12 protein-coding genes are annotated in these 13,192 nt (G+C 75.1%); 10 read left to right on the top strand and 2 right to left on the bottom strand.

The window, feature by feature from the left end; translation table 11 throughout:
- Positions 1 to 149: 149 nt before the first annotated feature.
- A complete protein-coding gene (locus SCNRRL3882_RS01600) occupies positions 150 to 1,808 on the top strand; it encodes a catalase (protein WP_010033501.1) in 1,659 nt (552 codons plus the stop codon).
- A 4-nt stretch (positions 1,809 to 1,812) separates the two neighbouring features.
- Here SCNRRL3882_RS01600 and SCNRRL3882_RS01595 read toward each other — a convergent pair whose 3' ends face one another.
- Positions 1,813 to 2,667, bottom strand: a complete 855-nt coding sequence (locus tag SCNRRL3882_RS01595; RefSeq protein WP_010033503.1) for a fructosamine kinase family protein — start codon at positions 2,665 to 2,667, stop codon at positions 1,813 to 1,815.
- A 142-nt stretch (positions 2,668 to 2,809) separates the two neighbouring features.
- On the opposite strand from SCNRRL3882_RS01595, the gene SCNRRL3882_RS01590 reads away from it, so the two are divergent.
- A complete protein-coding gene (locus tag SCNRRL3882_RS01590; RefSeq protein ID WP_010033505.1) occupies positions 2,810 to 3,133 on the top strand; it encodes a hypothetical protein in 324 nt (107 codons plus the stop codon).
- Between the two features lie 27 nt (positions 3,134 to 3,160).
- Here SCNRRL3882_RS01590 and SCNRRL3882_RS01585 read toward each other — a convergent pair whose 3' ends face one another.
- Complete coding sequence (locus SCNRRL3882_RS01585) at positions 3,161 to 3,694, bottom strand: hypothetical protein (RefSeq protein WP_010033506.1); 534 nt, start codon at positions 3,692 to 3,694, stop codon at positions 3,161 to 3,163.
- 269 nt (positions 3,695 to 3,963) lie between these two features.
- Between SCNRRL3882_RS01585 and SCNRRL3882_RS01580 the strand changes: the two genes are divergently transcribed.
- From SCNRRL3882_RS01580 to SCNRRL3882_RS01545, 8 genes are all read left to right on the top strand, one after another.
- Positions 3,964 to 4,491, top strand: a complete 528-nt coding sequence (locus SCNRRL3882_RS01580) for a hypothetical protein (RefSeq protein ID WP_010033509.1) — start codon at positions 3,964 to 3,966, stop codon at positions 4,489 to 4,491.
- A gap of 855 nt (positions 4,492 to 5,346) precedes the next feature.
- Entirely contained in the window at positions 5,347 to 6,312 is a 966-nt protein-coding gene (locus SCNRRL3882_RS01575) for an NAD-dependent epimerase/dehydratase family protein (RefSeq protein WP_029180732.1), read from the top strand.
- A gap of 70 nt (positions 6,313 to 6,382) precedes the next feature.
- Complete coding sequence (locus SCNRRL3882_RS01570) at positions 6,383 to 8,047, top strand: carbamoyltransferase (protein WP_010033513.1); 1,665 nt, start codon at positions 6,383 to 6,385, stop codon at positions 8,045 to 8,047.
- Positions 8,044 to 9,117, top strand: a complete 1,074-nt coding sequence (locus SCNRRL3882_RS01565; protein WP_010033515.1) for a glycosyltransferase family 2 protein — start codon at positions 8,044 to 8,046, stop codon at positions 9,115 to 9,117. The genes SCNRRL3882_RS01570 and SCNRRL3882_RS01565 overlap by 4 nt, the downstream gene beginning before the upstream one ends.
- Positions 9,114 to 9,878, top strand: coding sequence for an HAD-IIIA family hydrolase (locus tag SCNRRL3882_RS01560; RefSeq protein ID WP_010033517.1), 765 nt, complete (start codon positions 9,114 to 9,116; stop codon positions 9,876 to 9,878). The genes SCNRRL3882_RS01565 and SCNRRL3882_RS01560 overlap by 4 nt, the downstream gene beginning before the upstream one ends.
- The gene (locus tag SCNRRL3882_RS01555; protein ID WP_050810158.1) at positions 9,875 to 10,948 is read left to right on the top strand and encodes a glycosyltransferase family 9 protein; all 1,074 of its coding nucleotides are present in this window, start codon (positions 9,875 to 9,877) and stop codon (positions 10,946 to 10,948) included. The genes SCNRRL3882_RS01560 and SCNRRL3882_RS01555 overlap by 4 nt, the downstream gene beginning before the upstream one ends.
- Entirely contained in the window at positions 10,945 to 11,910 is a 966-nt protein-coding gene (locus tag SCNRRL3882_RS01550; protein ID WP_010033521.1) for a glycosyltransferase, read from the top strand. Before SCNRRL3882_RS01555 ends, SCNRRL3882_RS01550 begins: the two co-directional genes overlap by 4 nt.
- Positions 11,907 to 13,184, top strand: coding sequence for a glycosyltransferase (locus SCNRRL3882_RS01545; RefSeq protein WP_010033523.1), 1,278 nt, complete (start codon positions 11,907 to 11,909; stop codon positions 13,182 to 13,184). Before SCNRRL3882_RS01550 ends, SCNRRL3882_RS01545 begins: the two co-directional genes overlap by 4 nt.
- Positions 13,185 to 13,192: the final 8 nt, after the last annotated feature.

Below are 13,192 nucleotides of genomic sequence, written 5' to 3'. Positions count from 1 at the left end.
GCCGCCGCTGCCCGGAGCCGGCCATTTCTTCCCGCGTGACTGACCCCGCCCCGCCGGGTACCCGGCCCGTCCCGCCACGACCGGCCGGGCGGCCGCTCGCGGCGCCGCCCCGGCCGGCCGCCGGCCATGAGCCGAAGGAGCCCACGCATATGACGGACGTATCCGGTACCGGCCCCGCCCCGGGCGACGACCGCGAGGTCCTCACCAACCGCCAGGGTCATCCGGTCTACGACAACCAGAACCAGCGCTCCATCGGTCCCCGCGGCCCCGCCACCCTGGAGAACTACCAGTTCCTCGAGAAGATCAGCCACTTCGACCGGGAACGCATCCCCGAGCGCGTCGTGCACGCCCGCGGTGTCACCGCCTACGGCCACTTCGAGGCCTACGGCACCTGGGGCGACGAGCCGATCAGCCGCTACACCCGCGCCAAACTCTTCCAGGAACGCGGCAAACGCACCGACGTGGCCGTCCGCTTCTCCACCGTCATCGGCGGACGCGACTCCTCCGAGGCCGCCCGCGACCCGCGTGGCTTCGCGGTGAAGTTCTACACGGAGGACGGCAACTGGGACCTCGTCGGCAACAACCTCGGCGTCTTCTTCATCCGCGACGCGATCAAGTTCCCGGACGTCATCCACGCCCTCAAACCGGACCCGGTGACCTTCGAGCAGCAGCCCCGCCGCATCTTCGACTTCATGTCGCAGACGCCCGAGGCCATGCACATGCTGGTCAACCTGTTCAGCCCGCGCGGCATCCCCGCGGACTACCGCCACATGCAGGGCTTCGGCGTCAACACGTACAAGTGGGTCAACGCCGACGGCGACACCAAGCTCGTCAAGTACCACTGGATGCCCAAGCAGGGCGTGCGCAGCATGACCGAGGAGGACGCGGCGGGCGTCCAGGCCGACTCCCTCGGCCACGCCACCAAGGACCTGTACGAGGCCGTCGGGCGCGGCGACCACCCGGAGTGGGAACTGCTCGTCCAGATGATGGACGACCACGACCACCCGGAGCTCGACTTCGACCCGCTGGACGACACCAAGACCTGGCCCGAGCAGGACTTCCCGCCGAAGCCGGTGGGCCGGATGGTGCTCGACCGGATGCCGAAGGACTTCTTCGCCGAGAACGAGCAGATCTCCTTCGGCACCGGCGTCCTCGTCGACGGCCTGGACTTCTCCGACGACAAGATGCTCGTCGGCCGGACCTTCTCCTACAGCGACACCCAGCGCTACCGGGTCGGCCCGAACTACCTCCAACTCCCTGTCAACCAGGCCAAGGCCGCGGACGTGCGCACCAACCAGCGCGACGGCCAGATGACGTACCACGTGGACGGCGGCGGCGAGAACCCGCAGGTCAACTACGAGCCGTCGATCACCGGCGGTCTGCGCGAGGCCCGCTACCCGACCCACGACGAACAGGGACCCGTGATCGAGGGGCGGGTCACCCGCAAGCGCATCCCCCGCACCAACGACTACATGCAGGCCGGGCAGCGCTACCTGCTGCTGGAGGACTGGGAGCGGGACGATCTGGTGAAGAACTTCACCGACCTGCTGTCCCAGTGCGACCGGCCCGTCCAGGAGCGCATGGTCTGGCACTTCCTGCTGGTCGAGAACGACCTCGGTCTGCGGGTCGGCGAGGGGCTGGGCATCGGCCCGGAGGACGTCGCCGGTCTGCAGCCGCTGGCGAGCCAGGACCTCACCGACGAGGACCGCGAACGCCTGGCCAACCTGGGCAAGAACCAGCCGCGCGACGTCGAGGGTCTCACCATGACCCACTGCGTGCCGGACGAACGGCACGTCGTGACCCGTTGACCGGTCACCTCGTCAGGGCGCCACGGGCCACCGCGAGGGCCTGTTCCGCGTAGCTCCGGCCGAACAGCACGGCGTGTACCAGCAGCGGAAACAGCTGGTGCACGCCGACGCGGTCCGCCCAGCCCTCGGCGAGCGGCGCCTGCTGCCGGTAGCCGTCCAGCACCTGCTCCAGGTGCGGGCAGCCGAACAGCCGCAGCATCGCCAGATCGGTCTCGCGGTGCCCGCCGTGCGCGGCCGGGTCGATCAGCCGGACGTCCCCGTCGGCCGCCCACAGCACGTTGCCGTTCCACAGGTCGCCGTGCAGCCGCGCGGGCGGCTCGGCGGGCCCCGACAGCTCGGGCAGTCGCTCGCACAGACGCTCCACGTCGGTCGCCTCGCCGGGGCGGACGGTGCCCTGGTCGACGGCGCGCCGCAGATACGGCAGCACGCGATGCTCGGCGTACCAGCCCGGCCAGTCGGTGCCGGGCTCGTTGCGCATCGGGGCGAGCCCGATGTACGCGTCCGCCGGGCCGCCAGGGGGCGGCGCGCCGAACGCCGGCGCACCGGCTGCGTGCAGGGCGGCCAGGTCACGGCCGAAGCGGACCGCCGCCTGACGGCTCGGCCGCCCTTCCGTGACCCGGTCGACGACCAGCCAGTTCCCGTCGTGGCCGTGCACGGCCGGTACCCGCACCGTGCCGGCGCCGGCCAGCCAGCGCAGCCCGGCCGCCTCGGCCCGCGTCGCCCCCGGATCGTCGGCACGCTTGACGACCACCACCCGCCCGTCGTTGAGCGTCACCTCGGCGAGGGCCCCGGACAGGGGCCGTTCCGCGGTGACCGGCCGCCCGGTGAGCCGGGTCACGGCGTCCGTACACGTGGTCATACGTGCTCCTCCTCGGCTCCGAGCCTGATCGGCACGGCGGCCGTTGTGGTTCCGGGACATTCGCCACGCCCCGGTCACGCGGGACGGTGAAATCCCGCCGCCCGCCGACAGAACGAGCCATCGCCGGGGGACCAGTCGGGGCATGACGAGTTCATCGTTCCAGCCCACCATCGCCCTGCCCGCCCCCGTGTGCGAACAGGCCGCACAGCACCTGGAGCAGGCCGCGCACCGGGCCATCGACGGGGCCGCGATCCCCTTGAAGGCGTTCCGCGCCGCCGCCGACAACGACTTCATCCTCCCCGTGCCGGTCGTCGAGCAGGCGGCGGCGTGCCTGCTGGTCCTGGCCACCGAGACCGCCCAGACCGTACGGCCCTCCGCCCTGCGTGCCGTCATCAGCGTCGCGCTGCGGCTGCGGGACGCCGTGGAACTGTCGCATCAGCCGGCTCTCAGCAGCAGGTTCTGGTAGATCGAGGCCGGCGGCGGGACCCGTGCGTCAGGTCTCGCGGAAGGCGACCCTCACCTGATCGCGGCGCAGCTCCTCCAGCGTGGCGCGCTGCCGCCGCGCCCGTTCGACGAGGTCGTCGAGGTGTCGCGCGTCGAGGCGGGTGTCCGTGGCGGCCAGGTCGCGCAGCGTCTGCCAGCCGGACGACTTGCCCTCCACCCCCAGACTCAGCGCCTCCAGCTCCCACAGCGTGCTCAGCGGGGAACGCCGTACCAGGCTGCCGTTGCTCTTCAGGCGGGCCATCTGCTCGACCGCCCGGCCCGCGTACACCTTGTAGCGCCGAACCGGGACGTCGAGTCGCCGCATGATGTGGAGCAGGCTCGCCCGGTCCTCGGCGATCTCGGCGGCGACCGGGGCCAGGGTGTCGGCCAGCGCCGTGCCCCGGCACGAGCGCAGCAGGTGGCGTATCCGCGCGGTCCCGGCGGTGGCGCCGGCGAGATGGTCGTTGAGGTAGACGCCCAGCAGCGACATGTCGGTGGCCGGAGCACGTCGGGCGCCCGGCGGATCCGTTCGCTGTTCCGTCATGGCATTGCTCCTGTCCTGCTCCGGCCCTGTCCCAGGGCGGCCGGAACAGGGGGTTCGCCGGACCTTTCCGGCTTGCGGAAGACTACGCGGGGCGGGTGCCCGGGCCCCTCCCGGCGAAACGGGATCGGCGTCCCTGCACACGAGCCCTGATTCGATGTGGCCGAGGCCACAGCTCGGACGAGGTCCCGATCACGTCCGGGTGTGCGGGGCGGCGGCTACCGTCTACGGGCAGATCCCCCGCTTCCCCACCCCTTTCGGACGGCCCGGCAGTGCAAGCAGACCTGTCTCCTGTCATAGCGGCGACCGCCCAGTGGCTGACCCGCGCCTTCCCCGCCTCCGGCGGCGCGCTCGCCTCCGCGCTGTGCGAGGTGCAGGCCCGGCAGGCCGTGACGGTCGCGGCATGGCTCAGGTACCCGACGGAGATGGACGCCGCCCTGGTCGGTGTGGCGGGCCCCGGCGGCTCCGCGCGGCTGGACTGGGTCACCGGCACCGACGCGACCCTGGGTGACGACGTGGACGCGCACGCCTGGCGCACCTGGGTCGACGAGGTCGTGGCGAGCTGGGCGGCCAGTCTGCTCACCGACCCGGAGCTGGCCGCCCTGGCGGTGGCCGCGCTCGCCGAGGGCAGCCACAGCACCGGCACACCGACCGAGTTCCGGCGGCTCGTGGCGCCCGACGACGGCGACCAGCGCGCCGCCGCCCTGCTGCGCCACCCCGACCTGCTCGCCCCCGTGGCCGACCTGCACCGCTCCCAGCTCCTCGCCCGCCTGCACCCGGGCCGCACACTGATCGCCTGACCCAGGCGGCTGTCCCTGACGGGGCCCGCCCCGCCGGGCTCACAGCAGCCTCGGTCCGCCGACCTTCACGTGCCCGTCTGCCGGTGGCTTTGGCTCGCCGGCGTGCGGTGGCCGGGTTCACCGGCCCAGGGGCGCCGGTCTTCCGGTCTGCGGTGGCGTGGCTCGCCGGCGTGCGGTGGCCGGGTTCACCGGCCCAGGGGCCCCGGGCTCCCGGTCTGCGATGACGTTGGCCCACTGGCCTCCGGCAGCCCCCCTCCGCCAGCCCAGGGGGGCAGGCGTCGGCCCGCAACGGAGTCGAGTCGCCGACCTTCGGTGGCCGGATCTGCCGCCTCACGGGGCGCTGGCCCCCCGAGCCACGACGGCCGCTCCCCGAACAGCGCCGACGTTGGTCCGCGTCGGCGCTGGACCCTCGCTCCGCGACCGGGCTGCGCCCCTGGTCCGCGAGGCGTCGGTCCGCGACGTCGCTGGCTCCCCGGTCCGCCGACCTGCAGCGGCCCTCGCTCCGCCGACTGCCGCAACCCCAGTCCGCCGACCCGCAGCGGACCGGGCCCTCCGACCTGCGACGGCCCGGTCCGCCGGACCGCCCCGGCTTCGGCCCAGCGACCGAACACCCGCCCCGCAGGCCCCCTCGCCGGCTGGGCGGGCACCCCCGATCCCAGCTCTCCACCACATCTTCGACCTGCGCGAACAGTCGGTCACCCTGCGTGACTCACCGGTTTGCCGTACGCGACCGTGCCACGGGCGCACGGGCGGCGGACGCTGAGCGTGGGCTCGACGGCCTCCGGCCACCTTCGGCGGCACGAGGCGTACACCGTCGTGCCGGGCAGTGACGCCGCTGACGGAGGAGAGACCGAGATGACCACCGCCCTCTCACGGAGCTGGGAACACGCCGTCGTCACGGGCGGCGCCGGATTCGTCGGCTCCCACCTGTGCGCCGCCCTGCTGGACGCGGGCGCGGCCGTCACCTGCGTGGACGACTTCAGCACCGGCCGGCCCGAGAACATATCCCCGCTGCTCGAACAGCCCGGGTTCACGCTCGTGCAGGCCAACGTCGCCGAGGGCCTGCGGATCAAGCGAACGCCCGACCTCGTCCTGCACTTCGCCTCCCCGGCGTCCCCCGCGGACTACCTGCGCCTGCCACTGCACACCATGGAGACGGGCAGCCTCGGCACCCGCAACGCCCTGGAGCTCGCACGGTCCTCCCGCGCCCGCTTCGTCCTCGCCTCCACCTCCGAGGTCTACGGCGACCCGCAGCAGAACCCCCAGGACGAGCGCTACTGGGGCAACGTCAACCCGGTCGGCCCGCGCAGCGTCTACGACGAGGCCAAACGCTTCGGCGAGGCGCTGACCACCGCCCACGCCGACACCCACGGCACCGACACCTGCATCGTGCGGCTGTTCAACACCTACGGCCCGCGGATGCGCGGCCACGACGGACGCGCGGTGCCGACCTTCGTACGGCAGGCCCTGGCCGGCGAGCCCCTCACCGTGACCGGCGACGGTCTCCAGACCCGGTCGCTGTGCTACGTCGACGACACCGTGCGCGGCATCCTCGCGGCGGCCGCCCACGGCATGCGCGGCCCCGTCAACATCGGCAACCCGACCGAGATCACCATGCTCGACCTGGCCCGGCTGGTCGTCGAACTCGCCGGCTCCCCGTCGGAGATCCGCTTCATCGAACGCCCGGTGGACGACCCGGCCGTGCGCTGCCCGGACATCACGCTGGCCCGCGACAAGCTCGGCTGGGAGCCGCACGTGCGCCCCGAGGAGGGGCTGCGGCGCACCATCGCCTGGTTCCGCGAGGACGGCACGGACGACTGACCCCAGCGCCCGGGCATCTCCGTACCGCCGCGTCCGGTTCTCTCCCGACCGCCGAAAGGCCCGCCACCCCATGCGCATCCTCGGAATCAACGCCCTCTTCCACGACCCCGCCGCCGCCCTGGTGATCGACGGGCGGACCGTCGCCGCCGCGGAGGAGGAGCGGTTCTCCCGGCGCAAGCACGGGAAGAGACCCCTGCCGTTCTCCGCCTGGGAGCTGCCCGAGAAGGCCGCCGCCTGGTGCCTGAAGCGGGCCGGGCTGCGCCCGCAGGACCTCGACGCCGTCACCTACTCCTTCGACCCGGCACTCGCCCGGCCCGCCGAGGACATGGGCCTGGACGACCCGTGGGACCACCTGCGGCTGATCTACGCCCGTGAGGCGCCCGGCTTCCTGCGGACGGCCCTGCCCGGCCTCGCCCCCGGCATCGTCCGCTTCGTGCCGCACCACATGGCCCACGCCGCCTCCGGCGCCTTCGCCGCACCGGACGCCGGCGACTCCTCGGTCCTGGTCCTGGACGGCCGCGGCGAACGCGCCTCCCACCTGGCCGCCCGCCGCGTCGGCGGCCGGCTGGAGGCGTTGCACGCCCAGGACCTGCCGCACTCGCTCGGCCTCGTCTACGAGGAACTCACCGAACACCTCGGCTTCCTGCGCTCCTCCGACGAGTTCAAGGTGATGGCCCTCGCCTCCCACGGCACCCCGCGCATGCTCACCGAGCTGCGCCGCCACGTCTACCCCACCGGCGACGGCGGCTTCCACGCCACCGGCGTGCCCTGGCACGACCTGTGCGCGCCCCGCGGCCCCGACGAGCCGTGGACCCAGGACCACGCCGACGTCGCCGCCAGCGCCCAGGCCGTGCTGGAGGAGACCCTGCTCGACCTCGTGCGCTGGCTGCACGGCCGTACCCACGACCGGGTGCTCACGCTCGCGGGCGGCGTCGCCCTCAACTGCGTCGCCAACTCCCGTATCGCACGCGAGGGCCCCTTCTCCCGGGTGTGGGTGCAGCCCGCCGCCGGAGACGCCGGTACCGCCCTGGGCGGCGCCCTGCTGCTGTCCGCCGCCGAGGGTGACGAACCGGAGCCCATGACCGGCGCCGACCTCGGCCGGGACTGGTCCGACGCGGAGCTCGGAGCCTCGCTGAAGACGGCCGCCGTGCCCTTCGAACGGCCCCCGGACATCGCCGCCACCGTCGCCCGCGCCCTCGCGGACAACGCCATCGTCGCCTGGTTCCAGGGGCGTTCCGAGTACGGCCCCCGGGCGCTCGGCCACCGCTCCCTGCTGGCCCACCCCGGGCACGCGGGCAACCTCGAACGGCTCAACGACGTCAAGGGCCGCGAGCAGTTCCGGCCCGTCGCACCCATGGTCCTCGCCGACCGCGCCGCCGAGATCTTCGACGGCCCGCTGCCCAGCCCGTACATGCTGTTCGTGCACGACGTCGCGCCGGCCTGGCGGGACCGCATCCCCGCCGTCGTCCACGTCGACGGCACGGCCCGCATCCAGACCGTCGACCCGGCGCGCGAACCGCTGGTGGCCCGCATGCTCGGCGAGTTCGAGCGACTCACCGGGCTGCCCGTCGTCGTCAACACCAGCCTCAACACGGCCGGCCGGCCCATGGTCGACGACCCGCGCGACGCCCTGGAGTGCTTCGGCTCCTCACCCGTCGACCTGCTGGCCATCGGCCCCTACGCCGTCCGCCGCGGCGACCTGTTCCGTTCCGAGGACGCCGGAGGCCTGCGATGACCGAGCCCGACGCCCGCACCCGGGATGCCGAGTACGCCGTCGTCGTCCCGACCCTCGGCCGGCCCAGCCTGCGCGGGTGCCTGCACGCACTGGCCGAGGCGAGCGGACCGGGGCCGGTCCGGGTGGTCCTCGTCGACGACCGGCCCGACCCGGCCGGCCCGTCCCTCACCGCCGACGTCCCGCCGTCCCTGCGCTCGCGCACCCTCGTCGTACCCGGCGGGGCGCGCGGCCCGGCCGCCGCACGCAACCTCGGCTGGCGGGCCGCCGGTGACGTGCCCTGGATCGTCTTCCTCGACGACGACGTCGTACCGGGGCCCACCTGGGGCGACGACCTGACGATGGACCTGGCCGCGGCGACGGACCGGACCGCCGGGATCAGCGCCCGGATCGAGGTGCCGCTGCCCACCGACCGCCGCCCCACCGACTGGGAACGCAACACGGCCGGACTCGCCGGCGCCCGCTGGATCACCGCCGACATGGCGTACCGCCGGGACGCGCTGGCCGCCGTCGGCGGGTTCGACGAACGCTTCCGGCGGGCCTTCCGGGAGGACGCCGACCTCGCCCTGCGCATCCTCGACGCCGGCTGGACCCTCACCGGGGGCCGGCGCACCACCACCCACCCCGTGCGGCCGGCCGGGCTGTGGACCTCCGTCCGTCTCCAGGCCGGCAACGCCGACGACGTGCTGATGACCCGGCTGCACGGCCGCACCTGGTGGCGCCGGGCGGAGGCTCCCCGCGGGCGGCTGCCCCTGCACCTGGCCGTGACCGGTGCGGGGGTGACGGCGCTCGGCTGCGCCCTGCTCGGCCGGTACCGGCCGGCCGGGGCCTGCGCCGCCGCATGGCTGGCCGGCACGGCCGAATTCGCCCTCGCCCGGATCCTGCCCGGGCCGCGCACCCGTGACGAGGTACTCACCATGGCCGTGACCAGCGCGCTCGTCCCGCCGGCCGCGACCTGGCACTGGCTGCGCGGGCGACTCGCGCACCGTACGGCCCGGCCGCTCACCCCGCTGCGGACCGGCGGGCCGGCGCCCGCGCCCCGCCCGGTGGTCAGGGAACGGCTGCGGTCATGACCCGCCCCACCGGCCCCTGGCTGCTCTCCGGGCGGAACGGGTCCACCGGGGGACGGCTGCCCCCGCACGACCCCGGCGGCCCGCTTCCCGCGGCTGTCCTCTTCGACCGCGACGGCACGCTCGTCGCCGACGTCCCCTACAACGGGGACCCGTCGCGGGTCGCGCTCATGCCCGGCGCGCGGGAGGCCGTCGCCGCCGTGCGCGCCGCCGGGATTCCCGTCGGTGTCGTGACCAACCAGTCGGGCGTGGCCCGTGGTCTGCTGACTCCTCGCCAGGTCGAGGACGTACGTCTGCGGGTGGAGGAGCTGCTCGGGCCGTTCGCCGTCTGGGCCGTGTGCCCGCACGGGCCGGGGGAGGGCTGCGGCTGCCGCAAGCCGGCCCCGGGCCTGGTACTGGCCGCGTGCCGCCGGCTTGCCGTCCCGTCCGGACGCACCGTCGTCATCGGTGACATCGGGGCCGACGTGGAGGCCGCGCGGGCCGCGGGGGCCCGCGGTGTCCTGGTCCCCACGACCGACACCCGCCCCGAGGAGACCGCAGCGGCCGACACCACGGCAGCCGACCTGCTCGCCGCGGTTCGCCTCGTCCTCGACCCGGCCCCCGCCGCTGCGCCGGCGGGACAGCCTCGGTGGAATCCCGGTACGGCGACGAGGGAGTGGCGGAGCGGCCCGGCCGGGCCGGCCGGCGAACCGCGCCGTCACCCGGCCGCGCCGGCGGCGGCACCGCGCGGCCACCCCGCCCTGCCGACGGGGGAGCCGCGATGACCCCCATCCGTTCCCGCAGCCGCCTGCCCCGGACCCTCGTCGTCCGTCTCGACAGCGCCGGAGACGTGCTCCTGGCCGGGCCCGCCGTGCGGGCCGTCGCGGCCGGGTCCTCGTACACCGCGCTGCTGTGCGGGCCGCAGGGCGCCGCGGCCGGGCGGATGCTGCCCGGGGCGGACGACGTGCTGACCTACGACGCCCCCTGGGTCGGGCTGGAGCCCCCGCCGGTCACCCGGAGGGCCACCCGGCGGTTGATGGAGACACTCACGGCGGGCCGCTTCGACCGGGCGCTCGTCCTCGTGTCGTACCACCAGAGCGCGCTGCCGATCGCCCTGTTGCTGAGGCTCGCCGGGATCGGCTGGACCGCCGCCGACAGCGAGGACTACCCGGGAGCGCTGCTCGACCTGCGGCACCGCAGACCGCCGCACCGCCACGAGGCCCTGGCCGCCCTCGACCTGGCACGCGCCGCCGGCTACGCCCTTCCGCCCGGCGACGACGGCAGGCTGCGCGTCACACCGCCACCCCGCACCATTCACCTCACCGGCCGCGAACCGTACGTCGTCGTCCACCCCGGCGCCGCCGTCCCCGCCCGGGCCTGGACCCCCGGCCGGGCGGCACGGGCCGTCGCCGCCCTGTCCGCCGAGGGACACCGGGTCGTCGTCACCGGGAGCCGCGCCGAGCGGGAGCTGACCGCGCGGGTCGCCGGGCGGCACGCGCTGGACCTCGGCGGCGCCACCGATCTGCCGCACCTGGCCGGAGTCCTCGCCCGGGCGCGGGCCGTGGTGGCCGGCAACACCGGCCCGGCCCATCTCGCCGCCGCCGTCGGCACACCTGTCGTCAGCCTCTTCGCACCGGTCGTGCCGGCCGAACGATGGGCCCCCTACGGCGTGCCGCACGTCCTGCTCGGCGACCGGCGCGCCGCGTGCGCGGACACCCGGGCCCGGCACTGCCCCCTGCCGGGACACCCCTGCCTGGACGGCATCGGCGACGCCGAGGTGCTCGCCGCCGTGGCGGCCCTCACCGGCGACCCGGCGGACCAGGGAGAACAGACGGAGCGAGGAGCGGCCGTATGAACATCCTGCTGTGGCACGTGCACGGCTCCTGGACGACCGCGTTCGTCCAGGGCCCGCACACCTGCCTCGTCCCCGTCACCCCGGGCCGCGACCCGGACGGCCTGGGACGGGCCCGCACCTTCTCCTGGCCCGCCTCGGTCCGCGAGGTCACCCCCGGGGAACTCCGCGACACGCCCGTCGACCTGGTCCTCCTGCAACGGCCGCACGAACTCGAACTGGCCGAACGCTGGCTCGGCGGACGCCGCCCCGGCCGGGACGTGCCCGCGCTGTACCTGGAGCACAACGCGCCCGACGGCGGCGTACCGGACACCCGGCATCCGTGCGCCGACCGCGCCGATCTGACCATCGTGCACGTCACGCACTTCAACCGGCTGTTCTGGGACTGCGGCAGCACCCGCACCGAGGTCGTCGAACACGGCATCGTCGACCCCGGCCACCGCTACACCGGCCGGCTCGCCCGCGCCGCCGTCGTCGTCAACGAACCCGTGCGACGCGCCCGGTACACCGGCACGGACCTGCTGCCCGCCCTGACCGAGGCGGTACCGCTCGACGTGTTCGGCATGGGCACCGAGGGCCTGGCCGGCCACCTCGCCCTGCCACCCGACCGGTGCCGCACCGCCGACCTGCCGCAGAGCGAGCTGCACACGGCGATGGCCGAACGCCGCATGTACCTGCACCCGGTGCGCTGGACCTCCCTCGGGCTGTCCCTGCTGGAGGCGATGCACCTCGGCCTGCCCGTCCTGGCCCTCGCCACCACCGGGGCCGTCGAGGCCGTCCCGCCCGGCGCGGGCACCCTCTCCACCCGCCCCGACGTCCTGGCCCGCGCCGCCCGCCGCTACCTCCACGAACCCGAGGCCGCGGCCGCGGACGGGGCCAGGGCCCGGCAGGCGGCCCTCGAACGCTACGGGCTCAAGCGCTTCCTCGCCGACTGGGAGCGCCTGATCACGGAGGTGTGCTCATGACCCCGTCCCTCAGCCCCTTCCCCACCGGACCGCTCGGCGGCGACCCCCTCGACCCGGGCGTCCTCGCGATCGCGCTCGTCTCGGAGCACGCCAGTCCGCTCGCCGCGCTCGGCGGGGTCGACGCCGGCGGGCAGAACGTCCACGTCGCCTGCCTCGCCGGCGCCCTCGCCGACCGTGGCCACCGCGTCACCGTCTACACCCGCCGTGACGCACCCGACCTGCCCGGCCGGGTGGAGCTGCGCGAAGGCGTCGAGGTGCACCACGTCCCCGCCGGACCGGCCGAGCCGCTTCCCAAGGACGAGCTGCTGCCGTACATGGGCGAGTTCGGCCGCTACCTGGCACGCGGCTGGCGCACCCGGGCCCCCGACCTCGTGCACTCGCACTACTGGATGTCGGGCCTGGCCGCACTGCGCGCGGCCCGTGCCCACGGGCTGCCCCTGCTGCACACGTACCACGCCCTCGGCACCGTGAAGCGACGGCACCAGCGCCATGCCGACACCAGCCCGCCCGAGCGGATCCCCGGCGAGATCGAGATCGGGCTGGGCTGCGACCGCATCGTCGCCACCTGCCGGGACGAGGCAGCCGAACTGACCCGCATGGGCATCCCCCGGCACAAGATCGGCATCGTGCCGTGCGGCGTCGACCCCGACCGGTTCACCCCCAAGGGCCCGGCCGCGCCGCGCGGCCCGTACCCGCACCGGCTGCTCCAGCTGGGCCGGCTGGTGCCGCGCAAGGGAGCCGCGGTGGCCGTCGCCGCGCTGGCCCGGCTGCCCGGCACCGAACTCGTCGTCGTCGGCGGGCCGCCCGCGGACCGGCTCGACGACGACCCGGAGGTGCGTCGGCTGCGCGGCATCGCCCGGGACGCCGGCGTCGCCGACCGGGTCCGCTTCACCGGCGCCGTGCCCAGCGAGGACGTGCCGCCGCTGCTGCGTTCCGCAGACGTCGTGGTGTGCCCCGCCGACTACGAGCCCTTCGGCATCGTCCCGCTGGAAGCCATGGCGTGCGGCGTGCCCGTCGTGGCCAGCGCGGTCGGCGGGCAGCTCGACACCGTCGCCGACCCGGGCACCGGGCGGCTGGTGCCACCCCGCGACCCGGAGGCCCTGGCCGGCGCCGTCGCCGTCCTGCTCGCCGACCCGGCGGCCCGCGAGGCGTGCGGGGCGGCCGGCCGCCGCCGGGTCCTGAGCCGCTACGGCTGGGGCCGGGTCGCCGCGGCCACCGAGGCCGCCTACTGCGAGGTGCTCGACGCCGAGCCCGCCGCGACGGGCGCCGGCTGAACCGATCC

This window comes from Streptomyces chartreusis NRRL 3882 (assembly GCF_900236475.1).
GTDB classification, from domain to species: Bacteria; Actinomycetota; Actinomycetes; order Streptomycetales; family Streptomycetaceae; genus Streptomyces; species Streptomyces chartreusis_D.
The sequence above is the reverse complement of the archived record's forward strand: the minus strand, read 5'-3'. Positions and strand labels throughout refer to the sequence as shown.